15 protein-coding genes are annotated in these 19,068 nt (G+C 47.5%); 8 read left to right on the forward strand and 7 right to left on the reverse strand.

Features of this window, described 5'->3' with window-relative positions; genetic code table 11:
- The coding region (locus Tanf_RS13970; RefSeq protein WP_152652233.1) for a T9SS type A sorting domain-containing protein at window positions 1-137 on the forward strand (137 nt) is incomplete at its 5' end.
- Between the two features lie 875 nt (window positions 138-1,012).
- Here the strand turns inward: Tanf_RS13970 and Tanf_RS00090 are convergent.
- Together Tanf_RS00090 and Tanf_RS00095 are read right to left on the reverse strand one after the other, a co-directional pair.
- Window positions 1,013-2,701 carry an alkaline phosphatase gene (locus tag Tanf_RS00090; protein WP_046824488.1) on the reverse strand — a complete coding sequence of 563 codons (1,689 nt, stop codon included), beginning with the start codon at window positions 2,699-2,701 and terminating at the stop codon, window positions 1,013-1,015.
- Window positions 2,701-3,876, reverse strand: a complete 1,176-nt coding sequence (locus tag Tanf_RS00095; protein ID WP_046824489.1) for a M24 family metallopeptidase — start codon at window positions 3,874-3,876, stop codon at window positions 2,701-2,703. The genes Tanf_RS00090 and Tanf_RS00095 overlap by 1 nt, the downstream gene beginning before the upstream one ends.
- Window positions 3,877-4,113: 237 nt before the next feature.
- Between Tanf_RS00095 and Tanf_RS00100 the strand changes: the two genes are divergently transcribed.
- Window positions 4,114-4,452, forward strand: a complete 339-nt coding sequence (locus Tanf_RS00100; RefSeq protein WP_041590884.1) for a magnetosome magnetite crystal formation protein family — start codon at window positions 4,114-4,116, stop codon at window positions 4,450-4,452.
- A gap of 72 nt (window positions 4,453-4,524) precedes the next feature.
- Here Tanf_RS00100 and Tanf_RS00105 read toward each other — a convergent pair whose 3' ends face one another.
- The 5 genes from Tanf_RS00105 to Tanf_RS00125 are packed head-to-tail and all read right to left on the reverse strand — an operon-like array spanning window position 4,525 to window position 10,627.
- Complete coding sequence (locus Tanf_RS00105; RefSeq protein ID WP_014225790.1) at window positions 4,525-5,160, reverse strand: IMPACT family protein; 636 nt, start codon at window positions 5,158-5,160, stop codon at window positions 4,525-4,527.
- Between the two features lie 41 nt (window positions 5,161-5,201).
- The gene (locus Tanf_RS00110; RefSeq protein WP_014225789.1) at window positions 5,202-5,420 is read right to left on the reverse strand and encodes a hypothetical protein; all 219 of its coding nucleotides are present in this window, start codon (window positions 5,418-5,420) and stop codon (window positions 5,202-5,204) included.
- Window positions 5,421-5,424: 4 nt separating this feature from the next.
- Window positions 5,425-8,298: an excinuclease ABC subunit UvrA gene (gene uvrA / locus Tanf_RS00115; protein WP_014225788.1), complete on the reverse strand. Its 2,874-nt coding sequence runs from the start codon at window positions 8,296-8,298 to the stop codon at window positions 5,425-5,427.
- Between the two features lie 32 nt (window positions 8,299-8,330).
- Complete coding sequence (locus Tanf_RS00120; protein WP_014225787.1) at window positions 8,331-9,305, reverse strand: lytic transglycosylase domain-containing protein; 975 nt, start codon at window positions 9,303-9,305, stop codon at window positions 8,331-8,333.
- Window positions 9,305-10,627: a T9SS type B sorting domain-containing protein gene (locus tag Tanf_RS00125; RefSeq protein WP_052448942.1), complete on the reverse strand. Its 1,323-nt coding sequence runs from the start codon at window positions 10,625-10,627 to the stop codon at window positions 9,305-9,307. The genes Tanf_RS00120 and Tanf_RS00125 overlap by 1 nt, the downstream gene beginning before the upstream one ends.
- A 162-nt stretch (window positions 10,628-10,789) precedes the next feature.
- Between Tanf_RS00125 and Tanf_RS00130 the strand changes: the two genes are divergently transcribed.
- The 6 genes from Tanf_RS00130 to Tanf_RS00155 all read left to right on the forward strand — a co-directional run bounded on the left by Tanf_RS00130 (window position 10,790) and on the right by Tanf_RS00155 (window position 18,431).
- Window positions 10,790-12,580, forward strand: a complete 1,791-nt coding sequence (locus tag Tanf_RS00130) for a LysM peptidoglycan-binding domain-containing protein (RefSeq protein WP_046824463.1) — start codon at window positions 10,790-10,792, stop codon at window positions 12,578-12,580.
- Window positions 12,577-13,269 (forward strand): porin family protein, encoded by a 693-nt coding sequence (locus Tanf_RS00135; RefSeq protein ID WP_046824464.1) that lies wholly within the window; start codon window positions 12,577-12,579, stop codon window positions 13,267-13,269. The genes Tanf_RS00130 and Tanf_RS00135 overlap by 4 nt, the downstream gene beginning before the upstream one ends.
- Window positions 13,270-13,518: 249 nt before the next feature.
- Window positions 13,519-14,562, forward strand: a complete 1,044-nt coding sequence (locus Tanf_RS00140) for an NAD-dependent epimerase/dehydratase family protein (protein ID WP_046824465.1) — start codon at window positions 13,519-13,521, stop codon at window positions 14,560-14,562.
- 43 nt (window positions 14,563-14,605) lie between these two features.
- Window positions 14,606-16,150, forward strand: coding sequence for a glycoside hydrolase family 10-like protein (locus Tanf_RS00145; protein ID WP_046824466.1), 1,545 nt, complete (start codon window positions 14,606-14,608; stop codon window positions 16,148-16,150).
- 122 nt (window positions 16,151-16,272) lie between these two features.
- Complete coding sequence (locus Tanf_RS00150; RefSeq protein WP_046824467.1) at window positions 16,273-17,055, forward strand: polyprenol monophosphomannose synthase; 783 nt, start codon at window positions 16,273-16,275, stop codon at window positions 17,053-17,055.
- Window positions 17,052-18,431, forward strand: a complete 1,380-nt coding sequence (locus Tanf_RS00155) for a dihydroorotase (protein WP_371706639.1) — start codon at window positions 17,052-17,054, stop codon at window positions 18,429-18,431. Before Tanf_RS00150 ends, Tanf_RS00155 begins: the two co-directional genes overlap by 4 nt.
- Window positions 18,432-19,068 lie beyond the last annotated feature (637 nt).

Below are 19,068 nucleotides of genomic sequence, written 5' to 3' on the forward strand. Positions count from 1 at the left end.
GTATGAGGATGCTGCGCTCGTTCCGGACGAATGAGCCGACGTTCCAAATCCCGATGGCCGGACTGCCGGCAGGACTGTACTTCGTGCGCGTGGTCAAAAACGGACAGACGTACACGCAGAAATTGATCAAAAAATGAGAAAAGTGAAAAGTGAGAAACGAAAAGTGAAAAGTGATGCCCTTCGGGCGTTGAATTGTTGAACTGTTGAGTTGTTTGATTGTTGGATGGAAGCTGATGGCTGAATACTGACCGATAAATTACATCAGGCTTACAGCCCTCCGAACAAGGTTGGACGGGACCCCACCCTTACGGGATGGGGCTGAAATATATCGGGTTTGCAGCCCTTTCGGGTAATGGTTATGTACAGGGTACACGGTGTCCGAATGCAAATTTCGCAAATGAACGCAGTACGCACCGTAGAGACGCAATGATTTGCGTCTCTACGACATGTACCCCTGTCATTCCGAACGCCGTGAGGAATCCCGCGAGGAAGAGGAAAGATTCATCGCTGACGCTCTGAATGACAAGGAAAGTGCTCTGAATGACAGGGTAGAGGAAAGGGCAGTTCATGTAGGGGCAAACCTCTGTGTTCAACCGTCATAACGCCGATATGCACATCCCCCTTTCCCCCCTTCCAAGGAGGAATGCGGAACTGACGGCTGACTGCTGTAAGAGCCCTGAAAGGGCGTGTTAATTCAGCCCAATGCGAAGCGCTGGGGAAAAAGGCATCGCGTCTCGGCGAAGGGCTGTAAGCCTGACGTAACCCTTGTCGTACATTCGTACGTTCATTATTAATGGTAAACGCCGAACCGTGTATCGCGTAATTTGGGTTCAATCATCCCGAAAAAGATTGGGAAGCGAGGCTTAAAGCAACAGCGGAATCACCTCTGCTACAATTATCGTTTTTTGACTGGGGGGCTTGGAAATCAAAAACAGATACTTGACTTTGGATTATCAATTGTCAAGCATCTGTTTGTTGGCTCTATGCCGTTTTATCGGACGGCAATGAATTTTTATTTCAAATAGTCGGTAATCGTACGAGGCAGGTAAAAGGTTTCGTTCTTGTCGACATAGACGATCACCGTCTGCAGCCGCATTTCTTCTTTTCCTTTCTTGCCCAGTTTGACAATGTTCGTATAAGGCGTGATGGTGAGCTGTTTTTTCTTGTTTTTCACCACCAGTGTGGGGTTTTCTTTTTCCGTAGCCGGAGGCAATATGGAATACGTATAGCCTTTCAGCACTTCGGTATGCGGTGCGAAGTTGGCGTCGGTCAGCTCGTCCAATTTGCCCGTCAGCCCCACGGCGGCGGTCATATAATGGTTCAGCTCAATATTCGTATGCATTCCCATAGGCAGAGTACCTGCCGGATGATAGGCCGCCAGAAGTACATCTTCGCCCGTATGGCCGTTTGTTGTAAAGCCGAAGCATGTTTTCGAGGTAATCAGTTTGGCAATGAACCCATTCAGCGAGCTGCTGTAGAGCGATGCAAGTGCTTCTTTCTCACTGCGTTCGTTCTCAGAGATCGGACTGTTCTTGTAGCCTTTGCAATGATAGAGACTCTGGAGTTCTTCGTCGGTCAATTCAAAGCCGGCATATTGGCGGAAAATCTCCTGCACGGCCGAAGACGGTTGTTCGTTGAGCTTCTTGGCAAATCCGTCGGCCGAGAGTTTGATTTGTGTAACGGTTCCGAACAGCTGATCTTTCGTGAGTTTGTCGTATCCTTTGCAGTCGCGGCGTCCGAGGCTGAACCCGCTGTTTCCATGGTCGGATACCATCACAACGAGCGTATGGCCGTCGCGGCGTGCAAAATCGAACGCTACGCGGCACGCCTTGTCGAAAGCCAGATAATCGGTCAGCATGCCCACCGGATCGTTGCCGTGCGCTGCCCAGTCTACTTTACTTCCTTCTACCATCAGGAAGAAACCGTTTTCGTTCTTCGAGAGTTTGTCTAATGCTTTTTTCGTCATCTCTTCGATGGACGGTTGTTGTGCCGGGTCGCGGTCGATGTCATACGCCATATCGCGGTCGCCGAACAGGGCCCACATTTTATTCGAGTTGTCGCTGCGCATTCCGGCCATGTCGTTACGGTATACATTGTATCCGTTTGCTTTCAGATAAGCTTCGCCGGCTTCGTCGAGCAGCGAAGTGCCTCCGCCAATAACTACATCAATATCGTTATGTACCATCTGCGGAGCGATCCATTCGTAACGTTTGCGGCTGTAACTGTGCGCCGAGCAGTCGGCCGGTGTTGCGTGCGTAAATTCACAGGTGAAGACTAATCCCGTAGCCTTGTGTTGCACAAGTTTCATGGCTTCTAACAGCGTCGTCATCGGCTGGTAGGCGCGTTTCGGGTCCATCGGATAAATGTCATTTCCGGGATCATGCGGCGGATAGGTCGCCACATAGCCTGTACGACTGGGGTGACCGGTCATATAGCATGAAGTGGTTGGTGCCGAGTCGCCGATCGGAGCGTTCGACGAGTGTGTGCGTACCGTACCACAGATGTAAGGGTCGATAGCCAGCTTGGGCATGTCAGGGTTCATGTACCACTGATACCAGCGGGCGGTAGAGATCGTGGCCAGCGACGTCCCGTCAGGGATCAAGACAATCAGGTTTTTAACCGGTTTTACCTGTTCCGGTTCCATAGCGCGGGCTTGCCATGCAAGACATGCCAGCAAGACCAAAAAAACTGTTTTTTTCATCATGTTAAAGAAATTATTTGTTCCTCAAATCGAGTCAATTTTTCAAGTCCCTCCGTCGTAACACGGAAGCTGTTTTCAATGCCTACGGCTCCCGAGCCTTCGATCACGAACTTCGGCTCGAAGGCAAAGACCATATCGGGTTGCAAGACTTCTTTCGAACGCGGTGTGAGTACGGGGAGCTCATTGATTTCGAGTCCGATGCCGTGACCGACAAACCTGGCCTGCTGGCGTATGCCCATGAAGCAGTCCGCCAGTCCGGCTTTCTCTGCCATCGAGCGGGCTAACTGATACAGCTCGGCGCAAGCTGTTCCGACCCGCGCGGTCGCCTCTACGGCCGCCTGTATGTCGAGCGCCGTTTGATGAGCGCGATATGCCTTATCGGACAGTCGACCGACGGAAAATGCCCGTGTCATATCCGTCTGGTAAGGCGTATAGTTTCCGGCCATATCGATCAGGATGGCTGTGCCGTCGGTCAGCGGCGTACCATTAGCGCCGATGGGGCAAATAGCCGTCTGTCCTGCTCCGCCAAGCGCGAAATCGAAAGGTGAAGAGGCGGCGGCATTTCGTCCGGCCAGCACGCTTCCCATAAAAATGCTCATGTTGGGGCCGTAGGTGCGGAACAGTCCGATGGAGCCGTTGAGCCGCATTCGGTGTTCAATCTCCACCTGCAACTCCAGATCGGTCATTCCCATGCGAAAACAAGAAGGGATTTCAGCGTAGGTGGTTGCATGTCGTTCGGCCGAGTAACGCATCTGCTCCAGCTCCCAGGGGGTCTTTACCATTCTTACAGTGCGCATCAGCGTGGAGGCATTGCCTGTCTCAACAAGAGAGAAGAGCGTAGCCAGACGCATATAATCGTTGTAAGAGAGTCCGTCGGCTTCGAGCATGAGTCTTTGAGGGAGTGGCCGGCCCTGCGCCTTGAAACAGGCGGTGATATCGTCCGGTCGGCGGATAAATATTGCCTGTTCGCCTGCAAAATCGATCGGACGCTTTACGAAAGACTGTGTTTCTCCTTCGGCCGATAAATAGAAATAGCCGTTGAAGACGTACCCGGTCATGTAATAGATATTTACTTCGGAGGCCAGTAAGAGACCTTCCATTCCTGCCCGAACGAGCGCTTCCTGTACCTTCTTTCGCCTGATCAAAAGATCGTCGACCAATGTGCTTCCTGTCATCATTGCCTGGTTTTAGAAATCATCGACCGCAAAGATATAAATTTTTTTTTGTGCTGTTTGAAGAATGCTGTGTTTTTGTGGCATCCATTCAAATGAGAAAAGAAACAAGAACAAAACAGATAAAAAATATCGGATTTCTTTATAGGGTTTTGAAAAGATTTGTATCTTTGCGGAAATTCTGATTGGAAACAATTATATACATATATTATAGTATTAACTTTTAAAAAATAGTTTAGTATGTCACAAGAAAACTTTACCGCAGATCCGCAAGATGTACAGGCTAACAAAGTAATGGCCATCCTTGCTTATTTTGGACTTCTCGTTTTTGTTCCGCTGTTTGCCGCTAAGGAATCGCGTTTTGCACGTTTCCATACGAATCAGGGGCTTATTCTTCTTATTGCAGGATTCGTGATTTGGTTACTATCCACGGTATTGACATTCGTGTCTCCTTTTTTCGGCATTATCGGTCTCTTGAACTTTGTAATCCTTATTTTTGCCATTATCGGGATTATCAATGCCGCTAAAGGTGAAATGAAAGAGCTTCCGTTGGTCGGTAAATTCAGGATCATTAAGTAAACATATTTCATCACTACAAAGAAAAGGGCTGTCTCGGGAAATACGAATCTTCGGGACAGCTTTTTTTTTGAGTTATAAAGACTCTTTTTTATCGTCAATTGTTAATTGTTCGTCGTCTTTTAGATAAGCACCTTCGATCATCAACAAACGGCTCTTTAATATCTCTTCCCGGCTTTGACGGATACGGAGTGTCATCTCGCAATTTGTTTCGAATGTTTGTGAAACGATCGCAGGTTGCATATCTTTCACCACCCGCATGATATCCTTCAAAGAAGGATATTCGAATACCACAGTACATTCCGCATCTACCGTACGCTCTTCTACTTCGGCGGCAGCAATCGCTTCGGCAGCGGCCGAACGATAAGCAACTATCAGGCCGCTTGTGCCAAGTTTGATGCCCCCAAAATAGCGCACGACGATCACGAGGATATCCGTCAGTCCTTTCGAATTGATCTGTCCGAGTATCGGTTTGCCGGCTGTCGATGAAGGCTCTCCGTCGTCGTTGGATCGAAAGGTGGTTCGATCGGCACCCAACATATAAGCCCAGCAGACATGACGCGCATCATAATATTTCTTTCGGCAGGCCTCCACCTGCAACTTAGCCTCTTCGGGGGTACGCACAGGGATGGCGAACGATAAAAAACGGCTGCGTTTCTCCGTATAATAGCCTTCGCTTGTGGCACGAATAGTTTTGTATAGATCGGACATCGGTTGCGGTTATCCTTCTCGTTGTTTTTTTTGTCAGCAGGTCAGTCCGGAATGTGCATCTGCTGTTCTTCCGAATAGGCGCGGAAGTCTTTCATGATTTCTTCGATCTCTTCGATAAAACGCGAATCTTTCACCTTGTCTTTAACATTTTCGTAATAAGTTTCGATGGCAGGAAGTGCACAAATATCCTGACCGCGCAACAGAAAGTAGGGCTCGTCCTTCTCGTTGCATTGCTTGATCATCTGTATCGGATTCTTCATCTTTTTATTTCATATTATTATTGTCAGATAGTTCTTCTTTTAAAAACGGTGCTGTAAAACTCTTTGTCCGCGCTTTTACCAACGCTTCCGGTGTTCCGGTAAACAGTATCTGTCCGCCTTGTTTTCCGCCGTCAGGGCCCATGTCGATTAAATAGTCGGCACATTTGATGATGTCCAGATTATGCTCGATCACGATGATCGTGTTTCCTTTGTCGACAAGTTTGTTCAGCACGTCCAGAAGTACGCGGATATCTTCAAAATGCAATCCTGTAGTCGGTTCGTCCAGAATATAGAGTGTACGTCCCGTATCGCGCTTTGACAGTTCGGCCGCAAGTTTCACCCGTTGACTTTCCCCTCCCGATAAGGTTGTCGAAGGTTGTCCCAGCTTGATGTATCCCAGTCCCACATCTTGCAGCACCTTGATTTTATTGAGAATAGAAGGTATGTTTTCAAAAAACTCGACAGCCATGTTGATGGTCATATCCAGCACGTCTGCGATGGATTTGCCGCGATAGCGTACTTCCAGCGTCTCACGATTATAACGTTTGCCGTGGCAATCTTCGCAAGGAGCCAATACGTCGGGCAAGAAGTTCATTTCAATCGTTTTATATCCGTTCCCTTTGCAAGTCTCGCATCGCCCTCCCGACACGTTGAACGAGAAACGTCCGGGTTTATACCCGCGTATCTTCGCCTCGGGCAGTTCGACAAACAGGTTACGAATATCCGAAAACACTCCGGTATACGTAGCCGGATTACTGCGAGGAGATCGTCCTATCGGCGACTGATCCACATCCACCACCTTATCGATATGTTCCAATCCTTCGACTGACTGATAGCTGAGAGGCGAGCGGTGCGAACGGTAGAAATGTCTGCTCAGGATCGGTTGCAAGGTCGCATTGATCAGGGTTGATTTTCCACTTCCCGAAACGCCGGTGACGCAAATCAGCGTACCTAGCGGGAACGAGACATCGACCTTCTTCAGGTTATTCCCTGTAGCTCCTTTTAACACAAGCCAATGGCCGTTCCCTTTACGGCGAACGGCCGGTACATCGATCGATCTTTTTCCGTTCAAGTATGAAGACGTCAGCGTGTCGGTTGCGATCATTTCTTGCGGAGTACCGGCAAAGACGACTTCGCCGCCCAGACGACCGGCCTTAGGCCCCATATCAACTACGTAATCGGCATTCAACATCATGTCTTTGTCATGTTCCACGACAATCACAGAGTTACCCATGTCACGCAATTCCTTGAGTGAGTCAATGAGCCGTTTGTTATCTCGCTGATGTAGTCCGATGCTCGGTTCGTCGAGGATATACAGCACATTGACTAATCGGCTGCCGATCTGCGTAGCCAGTCGGATACGCTGACTCTCTCCCCCGGAGAGGGTGGACGAAGGTCGGTTCAAGGACAAGTAATCAAGGCCGACTTCCAGAATAAATTCAAGCCGGGAACGAATCTCTTTCAATATCTCCACCGCAATTTGCTGTTGCACGGGCGACATTTTCTTCTCTATCCTGTTTACCCATCGGGCTAACTCGGCTATATCCATCTGAGCCAGCTCGGCAATATTCTTGCCATCGATACGATAATGAAGGGCTTCTTTATTCAGGCGTTGCCCATGACATTCGGGACATTCCGTCATGCTGATAAACTGCTCTGCCCATTTCTGCGCCGAAGCCGGAGCATCATCGTCCTGCTGCATCAGGATATATTTGACAACTCCTTCGTAAGCATAAAGATAGCCGGAATTTCCCATCGATTCGTTCCGAATATGAATCCTCTCTTCGGTACCGTTCATAATCTCATCCATCGCTTCTTCGGGAATCTCTTTAATAGGTGTTTTGATCGTGACACCATGTTTTTCGCAAAGTGCTTCGATCTGCCAGAAAATGAGTGACTTTTTATATTTCCCTAATGCCACGATACCTCCGTTATAAATGCTCATGGAAGGGTCCGGGACAATTTTTTTCATGTCCAGAATATTCACTTCTCCGAGTCCTTTGCAGCGTGGGCATGCTCCATGCGGGGAATTGAACGAGAAGTTATGCGGTGCCGGTTCACTGTAGGATAGTCCTGTCACAGGGCACATCAGTCGCCGGCTGTAATACCGCGTCTCGTCACGGTCGGCATCCAGCAGGAGGATCAATCCATCGCCTTGCTTCATTGCCGTACGGAGACTTTCTTTCAGGCGTTGCCCGTCGGTTGCGGAAACAATCATCTTGTCGACCACTACCTCGATGCTGTGCATCTTATAACGATCCAACTTCATGCCGTGACGTATCTCCTGCAACTCGCCATCGACACGAACATGCAGATAACCTTTCTTGCGTATCTGTTCGAACAGTTCCTTGTAGTGTCCCTTTCGGTTGCGCACTAACGGAGCCAGTATATAGGTTTTCTTGCCTTTGTATTCTTGAAAGATCCGTTCCAAGATTTGTTCTTCGGTATACTTGACCATCTTTTCGCCGCTCAGATACGAATAGGCATCGCCGGCACGTGCATAGAGCAGACGTAAGAAGTCGTATACCTCGGTGGTCGTCCCGACCGTTGAACGCGGGTTTCGGTTCGTCGTTTTCTGTTCGATCGAGATCACCGGACTCAATCCGGTGATCTTATCTACATCGGGACGTTCGATCACCCCTAAGAAATTTCGTGCATACGCCGAGAACGTATCGATATAACGTCGTTGCCCTTCGGCAAAGATCGTATCGAACGCCAACGACGATTTACCGCTTCCACTCATCCCAGTGATCACGGATAAACTGTTACGGGGCAGTACGACATCAATATTTTTCAGGTTGTGAACACGTGCTCCCCAGACGCCGATACTTCCCCTTTCGATCTGCTCGCTTTGACTATTTTCTTTTTTTTTCGCCATAATTATTTACTGAAACATTCCGTAGCCGGTATTTACCGTACCACCCAACGTTTATCGTGCACCGTTTGGTTCGGTTCGTTATAATACATGTCTTTTTTGTTCGGAATCAAGATTGCAAAGCTTTTCCCATTGACGACGAGTTTCGTATCTCTCAACCATGAATTAAAACGTTTCAGGTCGGCATACGTGATGTTATGCGATTTGGCAAATGCTACCAGATCGGGAATATCGTTTGAAACGATCACCTTTTCGCATGAAATCGGACGGTATAAATCTTTCGTATGTAGCACAAAGCCATATTTATACGGATTCTCAAAAATCTGTTTGATGGCGAAAATCCGATATACATAGCGCGATGTCTCTTCGACTAACCACAAATTCAGTGCCGACGCTTCGTTCTGACGAGCATATTCGGTCGAGATGCGCCCCATTCCGGCATTGTACGATGCGGCCACCGAAACCCAGTCGCCATACTTGACATAAGCCTCCCTGAGATAACGGCAGGCAGCTTCCGTAGCACGTTCCACATGGTACCGTTCATCTACTGTCGGGGTAACAATCAATTGGTACTGTTTGGCGGTTGCCTCCATAAACTGCCATATGCCCGCAGCCCGCGCCGGAGAAACGATTCGCGGATCAAGGTGACTCTCGATAACGGCCAGATACTTGAAATCGTCCGGGATATCGTTGGCTCTCAAGATCGGTTCGATCACGGGAAAATAACGGTTTGCCCGTTTGATCATCAGCATGGTCGTTGAGTGAAAGTAAGTGAAGCTGCTCAACTCTCTGTCCATGCTTTCATACATATTATATCGGGTCAGATCGATTTTCTCTCCGCAAAATGTAACATGCGTAGGGACAGCAGGCGTCATGGTGACCGACGAAACAGCCGGCCGTTCCTGCATCACCTGCTCCGAGTCTTGTGAACCGACCGACAGGCATGCCGTCAGGCCGATCCCACCAGTCAGCGAAATAGCAATGATAATTGTGCTTATGTCTTTTTTCATTAGGGTTTTTGACTGTTTCTTCTACTTGATCTTACGACATTAATATCTCCGCTCAGTGTATGCGTTTTTCCGTCGGTTCCCGTATATTCGATCACATAATAATAAGCTCCCGCAGGTACATACTTTCCGCGATACTTACCATCCCATCCTTCATTCGGATCGGTCCAGTGATACAATTCATTTCCCCATCGATTGAATACCCACGCCTGAAAACGTACCACCGACTTATGAACCACCTTGAAAATATCATTCACTCCCGGCGAATCGCCCGGAGTAAATACATTCGGAACCTTAACGACGGTCTCCGTAATATGGATATGGTATGATGTCTCGTTGTGCGTACATTTTCCCGAGCGATCGCTCACTTCGAGCGTTACCTTATATTCGCCCGCCGTATCGAACGTATAATCCATCTCCGGCTCCGTAAAACGGACAAGCGGTCTGTCGCCTGCCGGTTCTTTCTTCACAATCTGCCAAACGAACAGCGAAGCGACGGGAGTATTGGCATACGCTTTAAAATGAACATCGGCCGGAGCGAGCAACTCTCCGTCCTTTCGTGATAGATTCGTTTTGCTTTCCGACGAAACAAGCGTGTCGGCATGTACCTCGATGGCTGCCGTTTTAAATAAATCGGTCGCAGCGGATCGTTCTACTCCGAAGTGACGTGCAAACAAATCTCCCGTCAATTCAATTTTCGTATCGCGTAGAGGTGGACGGATTTGCGTACCGAACGGATTTCCTCTGAGCGTATCCATCGCCAACTCTTCAATAAATTGTTTTCCGGATTCACTCCATTTTTGCGTCAGATAACTTACTTCAAACTCGCGCTTGACCTCGGCTTCTTTTCCGTCCGGCAGAAAGTATGTTAACGACGGCATGTCCACCGTGCCGGCAAGACGTAAGCCCGAGCAGGGATCGGATGATTCGTCAACCTTCAGATGGTTGATGTTAAACGGATATTTGCTGTAATCGATTAGCCAAACATAATGTTTCATCCCCCCGTCATTAACAAAATAGCCGTATCCTTCCGCCGGATTGATCACCGTCGAAGTTGTTCCGTTCTGTGTTGCAGGGACAGCTTCCCATTCATCTTCAACGGTTGCCTTCGTTTTATAACGAAACCATTGATGCGAAGCAGAGGCGGAAGTATATCTGATCGTCACCCCTTCCATGCCATAGACTAAATAGACCTGCAATTTATATGCCGTATTTTCCACCACTTTCAACGGCTTTTTGGTGCTACCCTCGACCTGATACTGTGCCCACAGTTTAGCTCCTGAAAGTATCAGTAGGAGCATACTGCCTGTGATTATCCTAAACATTCTTTTTTGCATACGTATTCCGAATCAGCTTACAAAAGTACAACTTTATCCTACAACGACAAGGAGACTCCACCCACTTTCCTTCACGAGTTTTTTCTATTATCGGTTGTTCGGATGAAAAAATATATGCTATCTTTGCCTAAAAAAAATAATTGAAGAACAATGAATAGATATACCATTCACCTGCTCACCTTTTTATTCAGCTTGTCGATAACGTTTGTTTTCGCACAGGAAAATCGGTCACAACCTCTTACAAATAACGGAGAAGACGAAAATATATTTCACCATACGGTCGAACGCGGACAGACGGTATATGCCATCTCGGCAATGTATAATATTGATAAAGAAGAAATCTATCGTCTCAATCCGACAAGCCGAGACTATATCAAAGTGGGTGAGATATTGAAAATCCCTCAGAAACATGCTTTTGATCATCCCGCTACGGGAACAGAAGACCTACACACGTATCATACCATCCGTGCAGGTGAAACGCTGTATGGCATATCGAAACAATATAATGTGCAGGCTGAAGCTATTACGAAGGCTAATCCAGGGCTGACATCTTTGACTTTCTCTGCCGGAAAGACCATCCGTATTCCGGCTACCCTGATCGAATCGTTACCGACGAGAGCCCTCCAAAAGGTCACGAAAGAAATCGAATATAAAGTCAAGAAGAAAGAAACGATGTATCGCCTCTGCAAGAAATTCAACACGACCAGCAGTGAGCTCATCAAACTTAACCCGGGGTTGAAAAGCGGACTGCAAGCAGGCATGATCATCAAGGTGCCGATGGAAACGGAAGAAACGGTCACGACACAAGCGCATGAAGCGAATGAATTCGATATCAATGCTCTGATTAAGTACCGGAAAGAGATGCAACGTGTCGATGTCGCGAAAATAGCTTTGCTACTGCCGTTTCAAACGAGCGACACAAAGAATTCGGCGCGTATCGTTGAGTATTATGAAGGTTTTCTGCTGGCAGTAGATAGTTTGAAGAAGATGGGCTGTTCGATCGACTTGTCGGTGTTTGATATTGGCGACGGCATACAGAAAACACAAGAAGTGCTCAAAAACGAACGTCTGACGGATGTACATCTGATGATTGGAGGCGTTACAAACGAACAAATCGAGATGATTGCAAATTTTGCCAGAAAGCATGAGATCAAATACGCGATCCCTTTATCGTCGAAGAGCGACAGGGTTACTTCGGGCAATGCCTACGTCTTTCAGGTGAATACCCCTCAATCGTACCTCTATTCCTTTGCGACGATGCGCGCTTGCACATTGTTCGCGAATTACAATGTGATACTGGTCAATACGGGCGATAAAGAACCGAAAATGGAGTTTATCCGCACATTCAAGGCTGATATGAATCAGAAAAATATTCCGTTCCGTGAGATCAATTATAACGAGCGAACCTTCCGTAACGATATTGCCGGCATGCTGAGCACTACAAAACCCAATCTCGTCATGCCTTTATCAGGTTCACTCGAGGCTCTCGTGAAAATCAAAGGGCCGTTGCGCACACTGGCCGACAAAAATCAGGCATATCAACTGACGCTCTTCGGCTATCCGGAATGGCAGACGTACACGAATGAGTGTATCGAAGATTTCTTTGCACTCAACACCTATATCTATACGCCGTTTTATGTGAACAGCCTCTCGTCACAGACACAAAGCTTCAGCGCAAAGTACAGATACTGGTATAAAAAAAATATGAGCCAGACGTATCCCCGTTATGCGATGCTGGGATTCGACACGGGCATGTACTTCATGAGCGCCATCTGTAAACTCGGTGCTCATTTCGAAGACTATCTCCGGCAGATGCCTTACAAGAGCCTGCAGACCGGTCTGCGCTTCGATACGCGCACCAACAACTGGGGCGGATTCATGAATACGAACCTCTACTTTGTGCATTACAACAAAGACTTATCTATCGTACGAACCGAATGAGGACGAAAAGACGGAACTTACTTTTTATGGCTCTGGCTGTCGTGCTTTTTTGCCCTTTACAGGCGCAGGAAACGTTTCATAAGGAATGGGTAGCCGGTGTTTCAGGTGGCATCAATGCTTCGTCGGTGTTTTTTGCGCCCAAGGTGCAGCAACAATTGCTATTAGGGTACAACGGGGGACTGACGGTGCGATGGATTACGGAAAAAAACCTTGGCTTGCAACTCGAAGCCAACTTCAAGCAGCAGGGCTGGAACGAACGTTTCGAAGCGCCCGAAGGTTATCCCAATCCCGAAACGTATCTTGATTATCGATACATCCGCCGAATGAACTACATCGAAATGCCGTTTTTAACGCATATTTATTTTGGTAGTGAACGGGTGCGTTTTTTCTTCAATATGGGTCCGAAAATTGGATGGCTGACGGGTGAAAGCACGGAAGAAAACCTGCGGGGAGCAACCCCCAATAAAACAAATGCTCAGCATACGATGGCGGCCGAAAAAAAATTTGCGTGGGGACTGTGCGGCGGGCCGGGACTTGAAATACGTACCGGAATCGGTTGCTTTCAGCTCGAAGCACGCTATTACTATTCGTTGGGAGACTTCTACAACACTCGCCGTCAAGACGTTTTTTCCAAAGCCTCCCCTCAGGTGTTCTCGGCCAAACTGTCTTACCTGATTCCTATTCGCTGAACGAGCGTTAGCAAAGAGCAATTCTTCCGAATAAGCCGGTATCACAAATTACAAACCATGACGTAATCTTCACTGTTTTCTTTTACGACGGTGAAGCTCAATTGTTGATACCGCCTTGCCGCATCATTCGTTTTCTGCACGGAAAGAGAGGTGCTTGTAAGCAACAGCCCGTACCGGAGCGGCAGACCACCGCAAAATATTCATAGCCTATCTTGTTTCTGTAGGCTAAAAGTGCTTATCTTTGTTGCGATGAAAATATTGATTACAGGAGCAAGCGGATTCATCGGGAGTTTTCTCGTTCAGGAAGCCCTCGCACGAGGCTACGAAGTGTGGGCCGGTGTGCGTAAAAGCAGCTCGCTGAACCGTTTGCCGAAAAACCAAATACATTGTATTGATCTTCGCTACAACGATGTCGACATGCTGACCAAACAACTGCAGGAGCATATCTCGGTGTACGGAGCATGGGATTTTGTCGTGCATAACGCGGGGCTGACCAAAGCCGTGCATCCGGCCGATTTTTTCGAGGTCAACGCCGAAAACACACGCCGCCTGCTCGAAGCCTTGGCTGCAACCGGCGAACATCCGAAAAAATTCTTGCTGATGAGCAGTCTCAGTGTCTATGGCAAAGGTGATGAGCAAACATTCCGCCCCATCTCGCTGGACGATCCGCAGAGACCGGATACCATTTACGGAAAAAGTAAATTGCTGGCCGAAAGTTATGTGCGAAAACAGAAAGCATTCCCCTATATCATTCTCCGACCTACCGGCGTCTATGGGCCGGGCGACAAAGATTACGGAATGGCCATCGCAAGTATCCGCTCGGGATTCGACTTTAAAGTCGGAAAAATCCCTCAGCGGCTCACATTTATTTATGTGAAAGACTTGGCCAAAGCCGTTTTCCTCGCATTGGAAAATAAGGAGATCGTAGACCGCCACTTCTTTGTTGCCGACGGCGATGTCCATACCGATACGCAATTTGCCGGATTGATACAGGAACTGCTTCGGAAGAAACATGTTTTTCATGCGCGTATCCCATTAAGACTCGCGTATCTCGTATGTTTCTGCTCCGAAAGAATCAGCCGTTTGCGAAACCGTCCGTCGACCCTCAATACCGACAAGTATAATATTCTAAAACAGCGCAATTGGATTTGTGACGTGCAACCGTTACACGAAGCGCTTGGTTTTGAACCGTCATACAACTTGCGTAAGGGGCTGGAAGAAGTGATTCAAGCGGATTTCACCCCATCGAAACGATCGAATCGGAATCCATCGGAAACAAAACAAAAAACATGATTTATCGTTAAAAAATCACCCTCAGATCATCGAATACAAAAACATGCAAACAATGAAAAATAACTGTCGTCTATCGAATATCAAACTTTCTCTCTCCCCTCTTCTGTTCGGCTTGCTTGTCCTCTGTTCATCATGTGGTACTTCACGGATGATAAAGCAGGAGAAACTGCTGTATCCCAAACGGGAATTTCGCGGAGCATGGATTCAGACAGTCCATCAGAACGACTACCGTACCCTCTCGGCCCAAGCCTTCCGCGAACTGATGAATGAACGGCTTGACCGATTGAAAGATTACGGCATCAATGCGATCCTTTTTCAGGTACGTCCTGAAGCCGATGCGTTTTATATTTCCGAATACGAACCATGGAGCCGTTTTCTGACCGGTACGCAAGGGGTTGCCCCGGACGAGCCGGATTTTGATCCGATGGCGTTCCTCATTGACGCCTGTCATCGCCGTGGAATGGAGTTTCACGCGTGGCTGAACCCGTATCGTGCCGGAACCACCGACTTTACGGATTTTGCCGATACGCACATCTGCAACACTCATCCCGAGTGGTTTGTAAAGTACAACCGATTGACACTCTTCGACCCCGGGATTCCGGATTGCCGAAGATTTATCCGACAAGTGGTAAGAGATATCGTATATCGCTATGACGTAGATGCGATTCATATCGACGATTATTTCTATCCGTATCCGGTAGCAGGCGAAGAATTTCCCGATGCCGAGAGCTTCGAACGCTACGGCAAACCGGCAGGTTATACCCTCAGTAACCGGAACGACTGGCGGCGCGACAATGTGAACCGTCTCATTCAAGAACTGAAGCAGACCATCACTGCAACAAAACCATGGGTACGGTTCGGAGTCAGTCCTTTCGGAATTTATCGCAACAAAAGCTCCGACAAACACGGAAGCGACACGCGCGGACTGCAAAATTATGACGATCTGTATGCCGATGTCCTGCTCTGGATGAAAAAAGGCTGGGTCGATTATTGTGCACCGCAACTCTATTGGGAGATCGGACATAAATCGGCCGATTATACAACCTTAATTCGCTGGTGGGATAATCAGAAAACCTATGTCCCGCTTTATATCGGACAAAGTGTGAAGCGCACAATGGAAGCCCGACAGCTTACCCCCAAGATGCTCGAAGAACGCGAGTTGAAACACGTACAGGGGCATGTGCTCTGGCCTGCCAATGAACTGCTTTGGAACAACGGTGGAGTGGTAGACAGCCTGAAACGTATCTGGCACCGCTATCCGGCGTTGATCCCTCCTTATACACACATGCACGCCCAAGCCCCCAATGCCGTGCGTAATGTACGGATCGAACGTGCTACCGACGGGATCATACTGCGATGGGATGCTCCCCAGCATTCCGGTCATCCGGAACAAGTCTTCCGTTACGTCGTTTACCGTTTTGCTCAAAATGAAAAGTGCGACACCGGGCGAGCCTCTGCCATTCTTGCCGTGACGAGAGAGCCATCCTACCGCATCATATCAGACCTTACGGGTAGATATACGTACGTTGTGACAGCCCTCGACCGGTTTCATAACGAGAGTAAGCCGAGTAAGAAAATAAAATTTTAACAAATATCTTCCAATCCGTAGGCCTTCAAAAATTATTTTCTACCTTTGTGAAGCAAATAAAAACAACGCCTCCTCTGAAAAAGTTCAGGCATCAGATTTCGCAGCATATATAAATATAATGTATGAAAACGGATAGCATTGTCATTATTCCGACGTACAACGAGAAGGAAAATATCGAGAACATCATCCGGGCCGTTTTCGGCCTCGAGAAAGCATTTCATATCCTGATTATCGACGACGGCTCGCCGGATGGCACAGCCGCGATTATTAAACGACTTCAGAACGAGTTTCCGGAGCAATTGCATCTCGTTGAGCGATCCGGCAAACAAGGTTTGGGAACAGCATATATATGCGGCTTCAAATGGTCGATAGAACATCGTTACGATTTCATTTTCGAGATGGATGCCGATTTCAGCCACAATCCGAATGATCTGCCGAGGTTGTATGCAGCTTGTACGGAACAGGGAGCCGATGTAGCAGTCGGTTCGCGCTATTGCAACGGGGTCAATGTCGTGAACTGGCCGCTCGGACGGGTGCTCATGTCATATTATGCTTCTACTTATGTGCGTATCGTGACCGGTATGAAAGTGCGTGACACAACAGCCGGCTTTAAATGCTATCGTCGGGAAGTGCTCGAAACCATCGAATTGGACAAGATACGTTTTAAAGGCTATGCTTTCCAGATCGAAATGAAGTATACGGCCTACCGGTGCGGCTTCAAAATTATAGAAGTGCCGATTATCTTTGTAAATCGCGTGTTAGGCACCTCGAAAATGAACACATCCATCTTCGGAGAAGCCTTATTCGGAGTATTGAAACTGAAGTGGCGAGGTTTCTTTCGCAAATATCCGCAGAAGAAGAATCATGCAGCTATCGGTCACGGAAAAAAGACAGAAGCATCATGAAAACCTTGATCCGGAATGCCACGATCATCAACGAGGGGCGCTCATACATCGGTTCGGTGCTGATTGAAGGAGATTTTATTTCAGCAATTTACAAAGGAGAGAGCCTCCCTTCGGAGGCAGACATGAAAGGAGCGATGATCATGGATGCTTCGGGGCAATGGTTGTTGCCCGGCGTGATTGACGATCAGGTACATTTTCGCGAACCGGGACTGACACACAAAGGCTGCATTGCCAGCGAAAGCCGTGCGGCCGTAGCCGGAGGAGTAACGACCTACATGGACATGCCCAATACGCAGCCTCAGACAGTCACCTTGTCCGAATGGGAATGGAAGATGCAACGTGCGGCTGAGACTTCTGTAGCTAATTATGCGTTTTTCTTCGGAGGCACAAACGATAATTTTACAGAAATTCACAAGCTTGATCAAACAAGGCTCCCCGGGTTGAAGTTATTCTTAGGCTCCTCGACCGGTAATATGTTAGTAGATCGTCCGGATACGCTACGTCGTTTTTTCGGAGAAACAGACCTGCTGATTGCTGTCCATGCAGAAAAAGAAGAGATCATCCGGCGCAACAAATCGTTTTACATCAACCTGTTTGGTGAGGAATTAGAAGCCTCTTTCCACTCCAAAATACGTGACGAAGAATCGTGCTATGCTTCGTCGTCAGAGGCTGTAGAGTTAGCCGATAAATTGGGGACACGTCTGCATGTATTGCATCTGTCGACAGCGAAAGAACTTAAGCTGTTCGATAACAGCAAACCACTGGAAGAAAAAAAGATCACGGCCGAAGCCTGCATCCATCATTTATGGTTCTCCGACGAAGATTATGCGGCCTACGGTAATCGCATCAAATGGAATCCATCCGTCAAAACCATGGCCGATCGCACAGCCTTACGTGCGGCTGTAGCGGACGACACGATTGATATTGTAGCAACCGATCACGCTCCACATCTGTTATCTGAAAAAGCGGGTTCGTGCCTTGTGGCGGCATCGGGAGGACCGATGGTACAACACTCGCTGACAGCCATGCTCGAATTGGCCTATCAAGGTGTCTTCACACCCGAAAAAATAGTGGAAAAGATGTCCCATCATCCGGCGAGCCTCTTCGGTATCGACCGCCGCGGATACATCCGTCCCGGATACTATGCCGACCTTGTATTAGTCGATCCGGACACGACGTGGACTGTTTTACCCGAAAACAGCTTGTATCATTGCGGGTGGTCGCCCATGGAAGGGCAAATATTTCATCATGCCGTTCAAAAGACTTTTGTCAACGGGGTTTTGGCTTACTGCAACGGACAAATCATTGATTCAGCACGGGGAATGGCTGTCAGATTCCACCGAAATACGAGTAGTGAAAAAGGGTTTGGGAAATAAACAAGTCCCAAAACATGTTTTATAATATAATAATTTATTTGTGAATTAGTGTGATTCGCCGTTATTTTGCGTGTGATAACCTAAACAATCTTTTTGCCTTAGAAACTAATACCTATTAAAATCTTAGTAAAAGCAACTTTTGTAAAAAAGTTGCTTTTACTTTTTTCTCCCTCGACCAAGTTTTCCAAAAACCTGCAAAATAATGACCGTTTCCTCCAATAGTTCCAACATTTTCTCTCTCTGTTTTTACGCATATAAAACTTAATCATACAACACTTTAACAATATCAAGCAAAAAAAATATTTGTATAAAACAGACCAAACGCGTATATTTGAGGGATAACTGAAATCCGTAAAAAACAAATTAAACATTGGTAAAAATTAAATGATAAACAGTTATGAATAAAATTGCGTCTTTTTTAATCAGCATGGGATGCCTTTTTACCTTGTTCCCAATGCGACATGGTTGAAAATCCGAACGACGAAACTCCTATCGTTCCCTCCTCGGATTATGCAAAAATAGCATTCCTTGCTCGAATCACTGACGGTAGTTCGGTACGGAGTCTCTGTATTATGGATAAATCAGGAGGAGGATTGCGAAAAATAGTTGATAAAACAGTGGCATGTCAAAAGCCCGT

The sequence above is a fragment of the Tannerella forsythia genome, assembly GCF_001006485.1.
In the GTDB taxonomy this organism is placed as follows: domain Bacteria; phylum Bacteroidota; class Bacteroidia; order Bacteroidales; family Tannerellaceae; genus Tannerella; species Tannerella forsythia.